At 74.1% G+C, this 16,632-nt stretch carries 14 protein-coding genes, 1 tRNA gene and 1 riboswitch; of the genes, 6 read left to right on the top strand and 9 right to left on the bottom strand.

Features of this window, described 5'->3' with window-relative positions; genetic code table 11:
• Positions 1–19 precede the first annotated feature (19 nt).
• The 5 genes from AC068A_RS01680 to AC068A_RS01660 all read right to left on the bottom strand — a co-directional run bounded on the left by AC068A_RS01680 (position 20) and on the right by AC068A_RS01660 (position 4,710).
• Positions 20–1,516, bottom strand: a complete 1,497-nt coding sequence (locus AC068A_RS01680; RefSeq protein WP_478579214.1) for a PE-PGRS family protein — start codon at positions 1,514–1,516, stop codon at positions 20–22.
• Positions 1,494–2,306, bottom strand: a complete 813-nt coding sequence (locus AC068A_RS01675) for an ABC transporter ATP-binding protein (RefSeq protein ID WP_478579211.1) — start codon at positions 2,304–2,306, stop codon at positions 1,494–1,496. Before AC068A_RS01675 ends, AC068A_RS01680 begins: the two co-directional genes overlap by 23 nt.
• On the bottom strand, positions 2,303–3,358 hold the full coding sequence (locus tag AC068A_RS01670) for a FecCD family ABC transporter permease (protein ID WP_478579209.1): 1,056 nt from the start codon (positions 3,356–3,358) through the stop codon (positions 2,303–2,305). Before AC068A_RS01670 ends, AC068A_RS01675 begins: the two co-directional genes overlap by 4 nt.
• Positions 3,355–4,347 (bottom strand): ABC transporter substrate-binding protein, encoded by a 993-nt coding sequence (locus tag AC068A_RS01665; protein WP_478579206.1) that lies wholly within the window; start codon positions 4,345–4,347, stop codon positions 3,355–3,357. The genes AC068A_RS01670 and AC068A_RS01665 overlap by 4 nt, the downstream gene beginning before the upstream one ends.
• 37 nt (positions 4,348–4,384) lie before the next feature.
• A riboswitch (cobalamin riboswitch) is annotated at positions 4,385–4,539 on the bottom strand.
• 94 nt (positions 4,540–4,633) lie between these two features.
• Positions 4,634–4,710: transfer RNA gene (locus AC068A_RS01660), tRNA-Trp, on the bottom strand.
• A 259-nt stretch (positions 4,711–4,969) separates the two neighbouring features.
• Between AC068A_RS01660 and AC068A_RS01655 the strand changes: the two genes are divergently transcribed.
• From AC068A_RS01655 to AC068A_RS01645, 3 genes are all read left to right on the top strand, one after another.
• Positions 4,970–6,808: a sigma-70 family RNA polymerase sigma factor gene (locus AC068A_RS01655; protein WP_478579203.1), complete on the top strand. Its 1,839-nt coding sequence runs from the start codon at positions 4,970–4,972 to the stop codon at positions 6,806–6,808.
• Between the two features lie 126 nt (positions 6,809–6,934).
• A complete protein-coding gene (locus AC068A_RS01650) occupies positions 6,935–9,451 on the top strand; it encodes a helicase associated domain-containing protein (protein ID WP_478579200.1) in 2,517 nt (838 codons plus the stop codon).
• A 413-nt stretch (positions 9,452–9,864) separates the two neighbouring features.
• Positions 9,865–10,011 carry a hypothetical protein gene (locus tag AC068A_RS01645; RefSeq protein ID WP_478579198.1) on the top strand — a complete coding sequence of 49 codons (147 nt, stop codon included), beginning with the start codon at positions 9,865–9,867 and terminating at the stop codon, positions 10,009–10,011.
• 67 nt (positions 10,012–10,078) lie between these two features.
• Here AC068A_RS01645 and AC068A_RS01640 read toward each other — a convergent pair whose 3' ends face one another.
• On the bottom strand, positions 10,079–10,675 hold the full coding sequence (locus AC068A_RS01640) for a TetR/AcrR family transcriptional regulator (protein ID WP_478579196.1): 597 nt from the start codon (positions 10,673–10,675) through the stop codon (positions 10,079–10,081).
• 70 nt (positions 10,676–10,745) lie between these two features.
• Here AC068A_RS01640 and AC068A_RS01635 point away from each other — a divergent pair, with 70 nt between their 5' ends.
• Positions 10,746–11,279, top strand: a complete 534-nt coding sequence (locus AC068A_RS01635; protein WP_478579194.1) for a DUF3995 domain-containing protein — start codon at positions 10,746–10,748, stop codon at positions 11,277–11,279.
• A gap of 113 nt (positions 11,280–11,392) precedes the next feature.
• Here the strand turns inward: AC068A_RS01635 and gad are convergent, their stop codons facing one another.
• Positions 11,393–12,787, bottom strand: coding sequence for a glutamate decarboxylase (gene gad / locus AC068A_RS01630; RefSeq protein ID WP_478579191.1), 1,395 nt, complete (start codon positions 12,785–12,787; stop codon positions 11,393–11,395).
• 257 nt (positions 12,788–13,044) lie between these two features.
• Between gad and melC1 the strand changes: the two genes are divergently transcribed.
• Positions 13,045–13,446, top strand: a complete 402-nt coding sequence (gene melC1, locus AC068A_RS01625) for an apotyrosinase chaperone MelC1 (RefSeq protein WP_478579188.1) — start codon at positions 13,045–13,047, stop codon at positions 13,444–13,446.
• A complete protein-coding gene (gene melC2 / locus AC068A_RS01620) occupies positions 13,443–14,294 on the top strand; it encodes a tyrosinase MelC2 (protein WP_478579185.1) in 852 nt (283 codons plus the stop codon). Before melC1 ends, melC2 begins: the two co-directional genes overlap by 4 nt.
• Here melC2 and AC068A_RS01615 read toward each other — a convergent pair.
• Together AC068A_RS01615 and AC068A_RS01610 are read right to left on the bottom strand one after the other, a co-directional pair.
• Entirely contained in the window at positions 14,246–14,971 is a 726-nt protein-coding gene (locus tag AC068A_RS01615) for a response regulator (RefSeq protein WP_478579183.1), read from the bottom strand. The genes melC2 and AC068A_RS01615 overlap by 49 nt on opposite strands.
• Complete coding sequence (locus AC068A_RS01610) at positions 14,968–16,587, bottom strand: sensor histidine kinase (RefSeq protein WP_478579180.1); 1,620 nt, start codon at positions 16,585–16,587, stop codon at positions 14,968–14,970. The genes AC068A_RS01615 and AC068A_RS01610 overlap by 4 nt, the downstream gene beginning before the upstream one ends.
• Positions 16,588–16,632 lie beyond the last annotated feature (45 nt).

The following is a 16,632-nucleotide window of genomic DNA, read 5'->3' as shown; positions in this document are numbered from 1 at the left end:
CGGCGGAGCCCGGCCGCCCTCAGCCGGCGAGCCGCTCCATCACCGTGAGCGGCAGGGCCGGGTTGGCGGCCGCGGACTCCGCGGTGCCGGTCCCGGCCAACAGCCCGGCCAGGACCGGCACCGGCAGCCGCGGGTGCCGGGCGGCCGCCGCCCGGACACCGGGGTCCGGATCACCGAGCAGCCGTACCGCCGAGTCGGCGGACAGCCGCGGGTCGGTCGCGGCCCGCAGCCGGACCTCCTCGTGGGCATCCCGGCCGAACCGTTCCACCAGTGCGGGTGTGGAGTCCGGGTCGTCCACGGCCAGCTGCCGCAGCCTCGGATGCGGATCGGCGGCGAAGCGGAGCAGGTCCCGGCGGGGAAAGTTGGGGTGCCCGTAGGGGCGGTCGGGGGTGGAGAGGCTCCCGTTCCACCACTGCCACACCTCCAGCAGCCTGTGCGCCGGCGCGTCCTCGCAGCGCTCGGCGAGGAAGAGGCGTACGACCCGGTCCCCGTCACGGGCGAGCCGCTCCACGACGTCCGCCGGCAGCCGCGGTGCCAGCGCCACGCTGCTGCGCAGCAGCAGGTGCGGCGACCCCGCGAGGCGCCTCATCGCCTCCGGGTCCTCGTGCAGGGCCACCACCCACGGAACGGGGCGGCGAGCCGCCTCCGGATCGACGTCCACGTGCACGGCGGACCGCTGCCGGTCCGTCAGCTCCGGCCGTACCGACACCTCCAGGCGTACGCCGTCGTCCGCGTCGGCGGCGAGCACCGCGACGAGGCCCGCGTCCAGGTAGGGGTTCCGGGCCAGGCCGGCCCGGATGCGCGGGTCCGGGTCCTGCGCGAGCCGCTGCGCGAGGTCCTCCGCCAGGCGGCAACGAGCCGCCAGACCGGGCCTTCCCGGTGCCGCATCGAAGAGGCCGGCCGTGAGCGGGACTTCCTCGTGCCGGGCCACCGCGACCGCCCGCCGGACCTGCGGGTCCGGATCCGCGGCGAGGCGTGCCCGGGCCCCCGGGTCGAGTTCCGCCCAGGCGGCCTCGCATGCCGCGGCCCGCACGGCCGCAACCGGATCCGCGGCCAGGGCGGCGCACAGCCCGACCGGCAGGCCGGGCAGCCGGGCGGCCTCCGCGCGCACCGCGTCCACCGGGTCGGCGGCGAGCGCCTCGTAGGCGGCGGCCGTGAGTTCCGCCCGCCCCGCCACCGCCGCCTCGACCAGCAGCTGCCGCCGTGGGCCCGACGGCTCCCCCAGCAGCAGGCGCGACGCCTGCCCGGGCGTCAGCCCTCGATGCATCCGGGCTTCCGCCAACCTGGCGCGTACCTGCCGGTCCGCGTGGTCGACGGCGGCATCCACCACCGCCTGGGGCAGCTCCTGCCGCCAGAGCAGCCCCGGGTGCCGGTCGAGCAGCCGGACGAGGAGTCCGTCGGGAGCCGCACGGTTGCGGGACAGGCCGGCGCACCAGGCCTGCCTGAGTCCGCGCGGGGTGCCCGGCCCGCACTCCAGCCGGTCCCAGCGCCGGTCAGTGGGCTGCTCGCTGCTCATCCTTGGGAAGGTAGACGATGTTGGGGGTGCCGGTGCGGGGGTGGGTCGTGATGTGGGTGCGCACCCCGTAGACCCTGCTCAGCAGTTCCTCCGTCAGGACCTCGGCCGGTGGGCCGGAGGCGGCTACGCGGCCGGCCGACAGGACGTACAGGCGGTCGCAGAACACGGCGGCCAGGTTCAGGTCGTGCAGGACGAGGACGGCCGTGGTGGGCAGGGCGCGCACCAAGGCCAGGATCTCCAGCTGGTAGCGGATGTCGAGGTGGTTCGTCGGCTCGTCCAGGGCGAGCAGGCCGGGGTCCTGGGCCAGGGCGCGGGCGACGAGGGCGCGTTGGCGTTCGCCGCCGGAGAGCCCGTCGAAGCGGCGGTCCGCAAAGACGGCCGCGCCGACGGTCTCCAGTGCGTCGGCGACGCGCCGGGCATCGTCCGGTCCGTCCTGCTCCCAGAACCGCTTGTGCGGGCTGCGCCCCATGGCGACGACCTCGCGGACGGTCAGCCCCGGCATGCCGGTCGCGTCCTGCGGGACGACCGCCGTGCGCCGGGCCCGGTTCTTGACCCCGAGCGTCGCCGCGTCCGCGCCGTCCAGCAGGACGCGGCCGCCCGTGGGCCGCAGGGTGCCGTAGACGCAGCGCAGCAGGGTGGTCTTGCCGCTGCCGTTGGGGCCGACCACGCCGACCGTCTCGCCGGGCCGGGCAGTGAGGTCGACTCCGTGGAGCAGGGTGTGTCCGCCGGTGGTGTAACGCACGCCCTCCACGGCGAGTTCCACCGGGCGGCCGCGCTCGCCCGCGGTCATCCCGCCACCCCCTCGGTGCGCGTGGAGCGCCTCAGCATCCACAGGAAGAACGGACCTCCGGCCAGCGCGGTGACCACGCCGACCGGTATCTCCTCGGGCGCCGCGGCCGTACGCGCAATCAGGTCGGCCAGGAGCAGGAACACCGCCCCGCCCAGTGCGGCGACCGGCAGCAGGGCCCGGTGCCCGGCGCCGACGACCATCCGGGCGGCGTGCGGAACCATCAGCCCGACGAAGCCGATCGCCCCGCTGTACGCGACGAGCACCCCGACGACGAGGGAGACGAGGACGAAGGCGGCGGCGCGGAAGCGGCCCGCGTCCAGCCCGAGGGTGTGCGCGCCCTCCTCCCCCGCCAGGAGCAGGTCCAGCGGCCGGGCGAGGGCGATCAGCAGGGCGGTGCCGGCGAGCAGCACCGCGGCGGGCAGGGCCAGTTCGTCCCGGCGGGCGCCGCCGAGGCCGCCCAGGGTCCAGAAGAGGACGGACCGTACCTGGTCGGGGCGGGCCGCGAGCACCAGCACCAGGCTGGTGAACGCGGACAGGACGTACTGGACGGCGACGCCGGCGAGGACCAGCCGCCCGGTGGTCATGGTTCCGCCGCGCCGGGCCATGGCGTACACGGCGACGAGTGCGCACATCGACCCGGCGAACGCGGCCGCGGGCACTCCGACCCGACCGGCGACGCCCGCGGTGCCGGCTCCCGCCCCGAGGACGATGACGAGGACGGCGCCGGCCGAGGCCCCCGAGGAGGCGCCGAGGAGGAACGGGTCGGCGAGCTGGTTGCGGACGAGGGCCTGCAGGACGGTGCCGGCCACCGCGAGCCCGGCTCCGACGACGGCGCCGAGGAGCACCCGCGGCATCCGCACGTCCCACACGATGGAGGTGAACGCGCCGCCGCCCGGCCCGGGTCCGCGGAGCACGAGCTCGAGCACCTGTCCGGGGGCGATGCGTACGGGCCCCAGGGCGAGCCCCGCCACGGTGGACGCGAGGAGGGCGGCGGTGAGGACGAGCAGGGCCAGGGCGACGGGCTTACGGGGCCGGATCACGGGCCGGGTCACGGGGTGTCGGGGTGGAGCTGGCGGGCCAGCGCCTCGACGGCGTCGGCGACGCGCACGCCGAGGACGGCCGAGGACAGCGGCAGCACGGCGAACCGCCGGTTCTTGACCGCGGGAACCTCGGCGAGCGCCGGATCGTTCAACAGGCGCTGCTTCTTGGCCTCGGCGCTGGTGCTGCCGTAGTCGTAGATGAGGACGACCTCGGGCTTTCGCTCGATGACCTTCTCCCACGACACGTCGCCGAAGGTGTCCTCGAGGTCGGCGAAGGTGTTCGTCCCGCCCGCCAGGGAGACGATCTCGTTGCCGATGCCCTGGCCGCCCGAGGTGAAGGCACTGTCCTCGCCGGAGTCGTAGACGAAGACGGAGGGGCGGCCCCTGTCCTTGACGCGGGCGGTGACGGCGTCGATGCGGCGCTGCTCCTCCGCGATGAGCCGTTCGCCCCGCTCGGGCACGCCGAAGGTGCGGGCGACCTCGGTGATCTCGGTCTTCAGCTGGTCCAGGCCGACCGGCCCGCCGGTGCAGTACTCCACGCTGAGCCGGGTGTTGATGCCCGCCTTGGCGAGGGTCTCGCGGTCGCGGCCCTGCGCCTTGTCGAAGGCGCTGGCGTAACCGCCGTACACGAAGTCCGGGTTGGCGCCGAGGAGCACCTCCTTGGACGGGTACTCCTTGGCCAGTACCTTGATCCGGTCGTACGCGGGCCGGTACGCGGGCAGTACCGAGTCGTCGAGGTAGGCGGTGCCCGCCATCCGGTCCTGAAGGCCGAGGGCGAGCAGCAGTTCGGTGGCGTGCTGGTTCATGGTGACGGCCCGCTGCGGCGGGGCCTGGTAGGTGCTGGTGAAACCGCAGTTGGTGGCGGTGTACGGGAACCCGGGCGCGGCGGCCGCCCCCGAGGCCGTGTCCTGCCCCGCACCGGCCGCCCCGCCGCACGCGGCGAGCGGTATCAGGAAGGGAAGCGGGGCGAGTGCGCGCAGCAGAGCGCGGGAACGCGACATGGCGAAGCCTCTCCGGGGGATCCTCGTCCCCTGGTCGACGTGAAGAGGCGGCGCGTCAGTGTCTGGCTTCCGGCTCCGCGGAGGGGCCGGCCACAGTGGCGGGACCGCACCGGATTCGCACCGGTTTCCTGTCCTGCACCGCCGAGTTGGTCCACATCAGTCTGCCAGACCACCACGAACCCCCAGAAAACGGCCGCCCGCCGACGCGGGCCTGGGGCCGGGAACGCCGAAGGCCCAGGTCCGCCAACCCGGACCTGGGCCTTCGACCGTGAACACCGGTTCACTGTGGCAGGGGCGACAGGATTCGAACCTGCGGCATTCGGTTTTGGAGACCGACGCTCTGGCCAGCTGAGCTACACCCCTTCGATGAGGACAACCATGCCATGCCGCGGCGAGAAGATCCACTCGATTGAGGGTGCGTGTCCGCGGGGCAGCGAGCGGCGCCCCTCAGCGGTCGGGGGCGCTGCGGCGCCGGGTGGGCGGCGGCCACGTCCCGCGCCCCGCCCCCGCCCCCGGAGCCGTTTTCGAAAATCTTCCTCCGAATAAGTGTTATCCCGCCGCCGCTCGACGGTCTCCCAGGTATCGGGCATCATCGACCGCCGGTACGGACAGGGAACCTCATATGACTACACAGCACACGGCAGAGCTGGTCGCGGCCGCCCGCGCGGGCGATCCCCGCGCGCAGGACGAGCTGGTCGGCACCTACCTGCCGCTCGTCTACAACGTCGTCGGGCGGGCCCTGAACGGGTCGGTGGACGTGGACGACGTCGTGCAGGACACGATGCTGCGCGCGCTCGACGGTCTGGGCACCCTCCGCGCGGACGACAGCTTCCGGTCCTGGCTGGTGGCGATCGCGATGAACCGCGTGCGGGCGTACTGGCAGGCCCGGCGCACCGCGCCCGGCGAGAGCGGTCTCGAGGCCGCCTGGGAACTCGCCGACCCGGGTGCCGACTTCGTGGACCTGACCGTCGTACGGCTCCAGCTGGAGGGCCAGCGCCGCGAGACGGCCCGTGCCACCCGCTGGCTGGAGCCGGACGACCGGGCGCTGCTGTCGCTCTGGTGGCTGGAGTGCGCGGGTGAGCTGACCCGGGCCGAGGTGGCCACGGCGCTGGAGCTGTCCCCGCAGCACACGGCGGTGCGGGTGCAGCGGATGAAGGCGCAGCTGGAGTCGGCCCGGGTGGTGGAACGGGCGCTGGAGGCGCAGCCTCCGTGCGAGATGCTCCAGATGGTGACGGCCGGCTGGGACGGGCACCCGTCCACGCTGTGGCGCAAGCGAATAGCCCGGCACGCGCGGGAGTGCATGCGGTGCGCGGGGCTGTGGGGCGGGCTGCTGCCGGCGGAGGGGCTGCTGGCGGGCCTGGCCCTGGTGCCGGTCTCGGTGGCCCTGCTGGACAGCATACGGTCGGCGGCGGCCGTGACGGGCGGCTTCGCCCCAGCGGGCGCGGCCTACCCCGCCTACCCGGGCAACCCCGCCTACGCCGCCTACCCCGGCGAGGCCGCCTACTCGCCCGACAGTGCCTACCCGGCCGGAACCGCATATCCGGGTGATGCCGCCCACCCGGGCGGCGACGGCGGTACGGGTCTCACCGACACGGGCTTCGGCGACCCGGGCCTCGGTCACCCGTACCCCGGCGGCACGGACCTGGCCGATGCCGCCACGCAGCTGTCCCCCGCCGTCTCCGCGCAGGGCGGCCTCCCGGAGCCGGACCCGGCCACGGCCGGCGGCCGCAGCCTGCTGCGCAAGCGCCGGCGCAGCCGCCGCCGGGCGGTCGGCGGTGCGGTGCTCGCCGCGTGCGTCGCGGGCGGCGGGCTCGTCTACCTCGGCGGCTTCCCCGGCTCGGGCGGCAAGGACGGCCAGGACACCGCCGCCCCGGTGAACGCGCTCTCGGCCCCGGAGTCGGCGGCGGCTTCGGCCTCGCAGCCGGCCTCGCCGTCCCCCTCCGCTTCGGCCTCGGCCTCCCCCTCCCCGTCGGCGTCCGCCTCGCCGAGCCCCTCCGTGGACGGCGCGAGCCCGAGCCCGAAGCCGACCCCGTCCAAGCCGGCCCCCCGCTCCTCGGCCCCGGATCCGGCTCCCACGCCCCAGGGGCCCGCGGGGCAGGTGGTGGCCCTGGTCAACGCCGAGCGGGCGAAGGCCGGCTGCGGCCCGCTCAGGGACGACACACAGCTGCGGGAGGCCGCCCAGCAGCATTCCGACGACATGGCGAGCCGGAACTTCTTCTCGCACACCAGCCCCGACGGCACCGACCCGGGAGACCGGACGACAGCCGCCGGGTACCGGTGGTCCACGTACGGGGAGAACATCGCCAAGGGCCAGCAGACGCCCGAGTCGGTGATGAACTCCTGGATGAACAGCCCCGGCCACCGCGCGAACATCCTGAACTGCTCGTTCAAGGACATAGGCGTCGGGATCCACCGGAGTTCCGGCGGCCCCTGGTGGACGCAGAACTTCGGCGCCCGGTGACGCCGCGCGGCCCCGGCCGCCTTCCCTGCGACTGCTTCAGCTTTGGAGCAGGATAGAGTCTGGAGCAGAACGAGCAGATCAGCGGGAAGATCAACGAGAAGATCACAGGGGCACAGGGGAGGCGGGGTGGCACGCACCGCGAGGCTGGAACTGCGGCCGCACCAGCGCGAGGCCGTCGACGCCGTCGTGCGGGCGCTGGCGCTGCCTGCCGGGGGCCGGCTGCCCGAGGCCGGGCTGCGCACCCAGGTCATCATGGCGACCGGTTCCGGCAAGTCCCTGGTCGCCGTGCGCGCGGCCGAGGAGTTGCAGGCCGGGCGGGTGCTGGTCCTCGTGCCCTCCCTGGACCTGCTCGTGCAGACGGTCGCGGCCTGGCGGGCGGGCGGCCGCAGCGGCCGGGCCTTCGCGGTGTGCTCCCTGCGCGCCGAGGAGGCGGGCCTGCCGGCCACCACCGATCCGGCCGAACTGGCCCGCTGGGGCGGCCGGGCGACGGCCCGGCCGACAGAGCGGGTGACGGTCTTCGCCACGTACGCCTCGCTCGGGCTCGGCACGGTCGAGCGCGCCCACGAAGCCGGGCTGCCCGGCTGGGACCTGGTGGTGGTCGACGAGGCGCACCGCACGTCCGGGCGGATCGGCAAGCCGTGGGCCGTGGTCCATGACAACACCCGGATCCCCTCGCTGCGGCGGCTCTACATGACGGCCACGCCCCGGGTCTGGCAGGACGCCGAGGAGCCCCAGGAATCCGGACTCGAGGGCTCCGGCACAGCGGAGGCCGGAGGCGGCGGTGTCCGGGGCCGCGGGGTGCTCGTCGCGTCGATGGAGGACGACCCGGACGGCCCCTTCGGTGCCCGCTGCCACACCCTGACCCTGGCCGATGCCATCGACCGGGGGATCTGCGCCCCGTACCGGGTGGTGTGCGTCGACGTCAGCGATCCCGCGTTCCAGGCAGCGGTGCTGCTGGGCGCCGACGGCCGCTCGGACGAGGTGCGCGGGGTCCGCCTCGCGGCCCTCCAGGCGGCCCTGCTGAAGGCCGCCGCCGACCAGGGGTTCAATCGGACCCTCGTCTTCCACCATCTGACGCGGGAGGCCGAGGCGTTCGCGGCCGGACTGCCGGCGGTCGCGGAGCGGCTGCGCGCGGCGAGCGAAACGAGCCGGACGAGCCGGGCGGCCGCGGAGCCGGTGCCGTACCCCCGTACCGTCTGGGCGGACTGGCTGTGCGGGCAGCACCCGGCGGCGCACCGGCGCCGCGTCCTGGACGAGTTCGCCTCCCACGGGGTCGCCGACAAGGCTTTCCTCGGCAGTGTCCGCGTGCTCGGCGAGGGGGTGGACACCAAGGAGTGCGACTCCGTCTTCTGGGCGGACGTACGCGGGTCCATGCCCGACCTGGTCCAGGCGGTCGGGCGGGCGCTGCGCATCCGGCCCGGCGAGGGCAAGGTCGCCTCGCTGGTGGTGCCGGTGCTGCTGGGTCCGGGCGAGACTCCCGAGTCGATGCTGACCTCACGGTCGTACGGGGACCTCGCGCGGCTGCTGGAGGCACTGCGGGCCCACGACACCCGGCTCGTGGAGGCCCTGGCGCAGCAGCAGGCGCCGAGCCGGCCGGGGCCCGCGGCGATGGAGTCCGTGACGGGCTCCGGCCTGCGCGTCGGTGCGCAGGCGCTGCTGAGCTTCTCCACGCCCCGGGATCCGGCGCTGCTGGCGGCGTTCGTCCGGCTGCGGGTCCTGCGCCCGGAGCACGAGCACTGGCGGCGCGGGGTGGAGGCCGCCCGGATCTACCTCGCGGAGGCCGGGGACCTGAAGGTGCCGTTCGCCTTCCGGGTGCCCGAGCCGGCGCAGCCGGGCGCCGAGGGCTGGCCGCCCGGGCTGGCCCGGTTCCCGCTGGGCCAGTGGATCGCGGACGTGCGCCGGAACCACCGCCGCGGCACCCTCGGCCGGGAGCGGGCCGCGCAGCTCGACGAGCTCGGCATGGTGTGGAGCCACTTCGACGTGGCGTTCGAGGAGGGGCTCGCCGCCGCCCGCGGCTGGGCGGCGGAGCACGGGCACCTGCTGCCGCCGGCGGACGCCACCTGGCGGGGTGCGCCGGTCGGGATCTGGGTGAAGAACCAGCGGGCCGCGGCCCGCCGCGAGGGCCCGGGCTCGCTGTCGGAGGAGCGCCGGGAGGCCCTGGAGGCCGTCGACGCGTCCTGGTGCCCGGCCTGGGAGGTCTCCTGGCAGCGGGCGTTCCACCTGACCCGGGTCCATCTGGACGCGGGCGGCCGCCTGCCGCTCGGCCCGGGCGAGGTCGTCGTCCAGGGCGAGGACCTGGGCCGGTGGGTCCGCGCCCAGCGGCTCGGGTGGGAGCGGCTTACCTGGGCACAGCACTGGCTGCTGGAGCACACCCTGGGCGTGACCGGGGCGGGGGAGGCCGAGCGGCCCCGGCCGCGGCGCAGTCAGGCCGAGAAGTGGGCCGACCACCTGGCCGCGGCCCGGCAGTTCCACGCCCGGGAGCAGCACCTGCGGGTCCCCCGCAAGCATGTGGAACGCGTCGGCGGGCAGGAGTTGCGGCTGGGCTCGTGGATCGCCAACCAGCGCTCCCGCGCGGCCGCCCTCACCCGGGAGCGCGTCGCCGCACTGGACGCCCTGGACATGCGCTGGTCGGCCTCCGACTGATCGGGCTGATACCGAACTGACCGAGCCGACCGAACCGCCCGCATACGCACACTGATCGATCGGATTCGGTCACTTCACGGCAGTTCGGCGGCTTGCGGTGTGATGAGCCGGTGTTCGGAGAAGTACACCCCTGTCAGCGTGCGGTCCGCGCGGCCCGGGAGGCCTGGTGACATCAGCCCGACGCAGTGTCGTCCTCACGGCCGCCCTGTGCGCCGTGCTCGCCCTCGGCGGGTGCGAGGACCCGGACGGAACGCCGGCCGACCAGAGCGGCCGGGCACCCGTGTGGGGGCAGCCCGCGCCGCAGATCCCGTCCGTCCTCATCGGGGACTGGAGCGGCGGAGGCACACGGTTTCCGGTCCTCCGCGTGGAGCTTCCGTGCGGACGGCTCGTACCGGCAGAACATCGGCGGCGGCGTGCTCTCCGGCCGCTTCACGGTCGGCGGGGGCGAGCTGGCGATGTACCCGGACGGCGGGGGCGGCCCCCTCGGCTTCCGGTGGGCCGTCAGCCAGGACGGCCGCACCCTGTACCTCGACGGCGAGAGCTACATCCGCTTCAACTGACCGCGCGGAAGCCGGGACCCGCCGGCCCTGGCCTCGACCACGGCCACGCCCCCGGCCCGTCGCATCCTCAGCCCGCCTCCGGCGCCCGGGGAATGCCCGAGATCAGCATGTCCACCAGGTGTTCCAGGGCCTCCGCCGCACCCTCCCCGTCGGCCACCGTCTCCGGGGCGGTGTCGGGCACGGCCCGGCGCAGCTCGATCCAGCCGAGGTAGGCGGCGTAGGCGGCGACCGCGCGCTGCCGGGCGCTCCGCGGCGGCAGCCCGAGGTCGGAGAAGACGGCGGTGAGGTAGTCCAGCCGGGTACGGGTGACCCGCCGGAGCACCTCGGCGACGGCCGGGTGGTCGACCTGGGCGACGATGGCCGGCTCCAGGCCGGCGATCTCCTCGTCCCCGAGGGCCACGGCGAACAGTGCCCTGACCCGTTTCAGCGGGTCCGGCTCCGCGTTGACCTCCTCGATGACCTCGCCGGTGGCCAGGCGCTCCCACGCCTCCAGCGCGGCGACGAGCAGCGCCTCGCGGTTCTTGAAGTGCCAGTAGAAGCTGCCTCGGCTGACGGCCAGCTCCTTGGCGAGCACGTCCACCGCAACCGCGGCGACGCCTCCCCGGGCGAGCGCCGCGAGCGCCGCCATCGTCCAGTCGTCCTTGGTGACCTTGCCCTTCGCCATGATCCGTACGCTACTGTATGGATTATCCGTACAGCACTGTATGGAACACCTTTCGGGGAAGGGGACTGCCATGCCCGCCAACCAGAGCGAGTGCACGGAACCCGGTGTCAAGGCGGCCGCGGGGGTTGCCGCCACCGGCCTGATCGCCGCGGGGGCGCTGCACGCGCTGTGGACCGTCGACCCGTGGCCGCTGGGCTCGGCGGCCGAGTTCGCCGAAACGGTCGTCGGGGTGCCCGAGGACCAACTGCCCTCCGTTCCGCTGACCCTGGCCGTGGCCGCGGCCCTCGGCGCGGCCGGGTACCTCGTCCTCGGCAACGGCGGGATCGCCCGCACCCTCGGGCCGGAGAAGCTCAACCGGGCCGGGCTGTGGACGCTCGCCGGAGTGCTGGCCGCCCGCGGGGCGGGCGGCCTGGTCACCTCGGGGCTGGGCCTGGGCTCCGCGCCCGAGGTCTACCGGCACTGGGACCTGGTCCTGTACTCGCCGCTGTGCCTGACCCTGGCCGGCCTGACGGGCTTCGTCGCCCGCCGCACCGCCACCGGCCGGACCCGCCGGACCCGCCGGGGCCAGGAGCGACACGAGGCCCAGGCCCAGACCCCGGCATAGACCTCGCGCCGAATCCGGGACCCGAACCCGAACCCGGCGCCCAAGCAAGGCCGCGCGCCACCGCCCGCCGCGCGCAGCCCGCCGCGCCCAGCCCGCCGCGCGACGGCGACGGCTCAGTGGTGGAAGCCCGAGCGGGGCGGCGTCGCCGGCTGCGGCGGGGGCTCGGCCTGGAGGTGTTCGACCGCGCGGCGCAGGTCCTCGACCAGCAGCGCGACCTGGTCCCGGGTCACCCCGTGCCGGATCAGGATGCGCTGGATGACCGTGTCGTCGCGTTCGGGGGGCAGCGGGTACGACGGCACCTGCCAGCCCCGCATGCGCAGCCGGTCGGAGAGGTCGTAGAGGGTGAAGCCCGCCGACGCGGGGTCGGTGAGCCGGTAGGAGACGGCGGGGAGGGCGCCCTGGCCGTCGTAGAGCAGGGTGAAGGGGCCCAGGGCCTCGATCTCGCCCGCGAGGTAGGCGGCGGTGTCGGCGCACACCTGGTGGACCCGCCGGTAGCCGCCGCGGCCGAGCCGCAGGAACAGGTAGTACTGGGCGATGACCTCGCCGCCCGGGCGGGAGAAGTTGAGGGCGAAGGTCGGCATGTCCCCGCCCAGGTAGTCCACGTCGAAGACGAGTTCGGGCGGCAGGAGGTCGGCGGTGCGCCACACGATCCAGCCGACGCCGAGCGGCGCGAGCCCGTACTTGTGGCCGGACGTGTTGATGGACGCGACGCGCGGCAGCCGGAAGTCCCACACCACGTCGGGGTGGAGGAAGGGTGCGACGAAGCCGCCGCTGGCCCCGTCCACGTGGATCGGCACGTCCCAGCCGGACTCGCGCTGGATCCTGTCGAGTTCGGCGGCGATTTCGGCGACGGGCTCGTAGGTGCAGGTGTAGGTGACGCCGAGGATGGCGACCACGCCGATGGTGTTCTCGTCGACGCAGGCGGCGAGCTGGTGCGGCCGCAGGCCGGTCGCGCCCTCCTCCACCGGGACCTGGCGCAGCTCGACGTCGAAGTAGCGGGCGAACTTCTCCCAGCAGACCTGGACGGGACCGCACACCAGGTTGGGCCGGTCGGCGGGCAGGCCCCGGGCCTGCCGGCGGGCGCGCCAGCGCCATTTGAGGGCGAGTCCGCCCAGCATGGCGGCTTCGCTGGAGCCGGTGGTGGAACAGCCGGTGGCGGGGCCGTCCTCGGCCGGGGAGTGCCACAGGTCGGCCAGGATGTTGACGCAGCGGGCCTCGATCTCCGCGGTCTGCGGGTACTCGTCCTTGTCGATCATGTTCTTGTCGAGGCACTCGTTCATCAGCCGGTGCACGCCGTCGTCGGACCAGGTGGTGCAGAAGGTCGCGAAGTTCTGGGCGGCGTTGCCGTCGAGGAGGAGCTCGTTGTGGAGGAGCTGGTAGACCACCTCGGACGGCGAATGTTCCTCGGGAATCCGGTACTTGGGGAGGACCTGGCCGCTCAGGACGGACGTGAACACGTCCGTTTCGGTGTCGGCCTCGTGTACGTCCTTCGTCTCATGAAGAGCCATATTCGGACTATAGGCGACATAACCCCCATATCCCTGCTTCGAGTTCCGGCCGACTCCGCGATGTGACCCCGCACATACCCCCTTGGGTGCAGCAGAAGAAATTACTGTCCAGTAGGATGATTTTCGATGATCTTCCCGTTCCGGCCGTTCAAACCGGCCGGAACGGGAAGATCGACCAAATTGTTCTATTGGCAACTTATCCGCTCATGTCCGGATCACTGCCAACTCTCTGTGATGGCCTGATAACTCTTCGGGCCATGAACAAGATCACCCGCCGGCAGGCCTTGGGCACCACCGCCGGCGCACTCACCGCTCTCGGCATCGCCGGCGCCACCGCGCACGCAGCCGCCACCGACTCCCGCGCCTCGCAACCCGTAGGCGCGGTCGACGAGGTGTACCAGGGTCGCCGTATCCAGATCACCCCCGCCCGAGGCGGCCACCACGGAGGCCACCACGGGGGCGGCCACTCCGCCGGACTGCCCACGGTCCTCATAGACGGCCGCGAGCTCCACGTGATGCGCAACGCCGACGGCACCTGGATCAGCGTGGTCAACCACTACGAGACCTTCACCGATCCGCGCACGCTCGCCCGCGCCGCCGTGCGCGAGCTCCAGGGCGCCGTCCTCGCCCCGTTCGCGCCCATGGGAGGCTCGGCATGACCGTCCGCAAGAACCAGGCCACGCTCACCGCCGAGGAGAAGCGCGCCTTCACCAACGCGGTGCTCGAACTCAAGCGCACCGGCGTCTACGACCGGTTCGTCACCACGCACAACGGCTTCATCATGAGCGACACCGACTCCGGCGACCGGGTCGGCCACCGCTCCCCCTCCTTCCTCCCGTGGCACCGCCGCTTCCTCATCGAGTTCGAGGCCGAGCTCCAGAAGGTGGACCCGAAGGTCGCCCTCCCGTACTGGGACTGGACCACGGACCGCACCTCCCGCGCCTCCATCTGGTCCCCCGACTTCCTCGGCGGCACCGGCCGGGCCCGCGACGGCCAGGTCATGGACGGGCCCTTCGCATACTCGGCAGGGAAGTTCCCCATCAACGTACGGGTCGACGGCCGGAACTACCTGCGGCGCACGCTCGGCTCCAGCGTGGCCGAACTGCCGACCAAGGCCGAGGTCGACGCCGTCCTGAACATGCCGGTCTACGACGCGGCCCCCTGGAACAGCTCCTCGAACGGCTTCCGCAACCACCTCGAGGGCTGGCGCGGCGCCAACCTGCACAACCGGGTCCACGTATGGGTCGGCGGGCAGATGGCCACCGGCGTCTCCCCCAACGACCCGGTGTTCTGGATGCACCACGCCTACATCGACAAGCTGTGGGCCGAATGGCAGGCCCGCCACCCGCAGTCGACCTACCTGCCCGCCGCCGGCACGGCGAACGTGGTGGACCTGAACGACACCATGCGGCCGTGGAACGACGTCACCCCGGCCGACATGCTGGACCACCGCAAGTTCTACACCTTCGACACCGAGCCGGCCGCGGCCGCCGCCAGCCAGCGGTAGTGCAGCTCGGGGCGGCCCACCTGGCCGTACCGGGGGGTGCGGTCCGCGCGGCCGGTGTCCACCAGGTGCTCCAGGTAGCGGCGGGCGGTGATCCTCGAAATCCCGGCCGCCTCCGCCGCCCCGGCCGCGGTCAGCCCCTCGGGCGACGACCGCAGCAGCGCCGCGACCCGGTCCAGGGTCGGCGCGCTGAGCCCCTTCGGGAGTTCGGCGGGAAGCGGCGTGCGCAGGGCGGCCAGCGCCCGGTCCACGTCGTCCTGCCCCGCCGCCTCCCCCGCCGTTGAGCGGAACTCGGCGTAGCGCAGCAGCCGCTCGCGCAGCGTCGGGAAGGCGAAGGGCTTCAGTACGTACTGGACCACCCCGAGCGAGACGCTCTCGCGGACCACGGCCAGATCCCGCGCCGAGGTCACCACGATCACGTCGACCGGATGCCCGGCGGCCCGCAGCCCGCGCGCGAAGCGCAGCCCGTGGCCGTCGGGCAGTCCCAGATCGAGCAGCAGCAGGTCGACCCGGGTCCGCTCCAGGACCCGGGTGGCCTCCGCCAGCGAGTGGACGACGCCGACCGCCGTGAAGCCGGGCACCCGGCCGACGTACAGCGCGTGCGCGTCGGCGGCGACGGGGTCGTCCTCGACCACCAGCACACGCACCGCGGACCCTTGGCCCGCACCCGTCCCGGTCATGCCGGCACCCCCTTCCGAACAGGCAGTCGTACGGTGAACTCGGCTCCCCCGCCCAGGACTTCGGCGGCCTCCGCACTGCCGCCGTGCCGCAGGGCCACCTGCCGGACGAGCGCGAGGCCGAGCCCCCGCCCCTCCCCCTTCCCCGACCAGCCCCGCCGGAACACCTCGGCCGCGGCCCCCTCGGGCAGGCCGGGCCCGTTGTCGGCCACTCGGATCAGCAGCCCGTCCTCCTCCGCACGCACCGTGACCTCGATCCGGGCCCCCGGGACACCGGTCAGCGCGTCCACGGCATTGTCGAGGAGGTTGCCGAGAACGGTGACGAGGTCGCGGGCCGGGAGCGCCTGAACGCCAGTGGCGCCGCGCCCGGGTTCGACCCCGCGGCTGTTCCGGGTCACGACCAGCTCGACCCCGCGCTCGTGCGCCTGGGCGGCCTTTCCCAGCAGCAGCGCCACCAGCACCGGCTCACCGACGGCGGTGACCACCTCGTCCGTGAGGGCCTGGGCCAGCTGGAGTTCGGCGGTGGCGAACTCCACCGCCTCGTCCGCGCGGCCGAGTTCGATGAGCGAGACCACGGTGTGCAGCCGGTTGGCCGCCTCGTGGGCCTGGGACCGCAGTGCCTGCGTGAACCCGCGCTCGTGGTCCAGCTCCCCGGTGAGGGCCTGGAGTTCGGTGTGGTCGCGCAGGGTGACCACGGTGCCGCGGCGGCCGCCGCCCGCGACGGGCGCGCTGCTCAGGACCAGCACCCGCTCCGCCGTCAGGTGCACCTCGTCCACCCGGGGCCGGTCGGCGAGCAGCGCCCCGGTCAGCGGCGGCGGCAGCCCGAGGTCGGCGACCGAGCTGCCCCGCACGTCCCCGCGCAGTCCCAGCAGTTCGCGGCCGGCGTCGTTGATGAGGGTGATCCGGCGCTGCCCGTCGAGCATCAGCAGCCCCTCGCGGACGGCGTGCAGGGCCGCCTGGTGGTAGTCGTACACGCGGCACAGCTCGGCCGCGTTCATGCCGTGCGTGTGGCGGCGCAGCCGGGCGTTGACGACGTACGTGCCCACCGCGCCGAGGGCGAGGGCCCCGGCCGCGACCCAGACGAGGGCCGAGAGCTGCGCGGCGAGGCGGGCGCTGATCACGCGGACCGTGATGCCGGAGCTGACCATGCCGATCACGCGGCCGTCGTCGAGGAGCGGGGTGACCACGCGGATGGACGGGCCGAGGGTGCCGGTGTAGGTCTCGCTGAAGGTCTCGCCGCGCAGGGCGGGGGCGGTGTTGCCCAGGAAGGGCTCGCCGATGCGCCGCGGGTCGGGGTGGGTCCAGCGCCGCCCGTCCGGGGCCATGATCGTCACGAAGTCCACTTCCGAGTCGACGCGGACACGCTCGGCGTAGGGCTGGAGCTCGGCCGTCGGATCGGTGCCGCGCGCGGCTCCCCGTACGGCCTCCAGGACGGCGGGCGAGTCGGCGACGGCGCGGGCCACGGCCCCGGCCTGGCGCCGGGCGGCGTCCTCGGCCTGGCCGTGGGCGGTGGCGTACGCGAAGACCGCACAGCCGGCGACGACCACGGCGACGAGCAGCACCTGCATGGCGAAGAGCTGGCCGGCGAGGCTGCGCGGCGGACGGGGGAAGCGGAGCATGGCGCTCAGTGTGCACGGGGCGTGAACTCAATGAACGCAACGGTG

Source organism: Streptomyces sp. NPDC043854, assembly GCF_056436005.1.
Note: the sequence above shows the minus strand (reverse complement) of the source record. Positions and strands in the feature narration are given on the sequence as shown.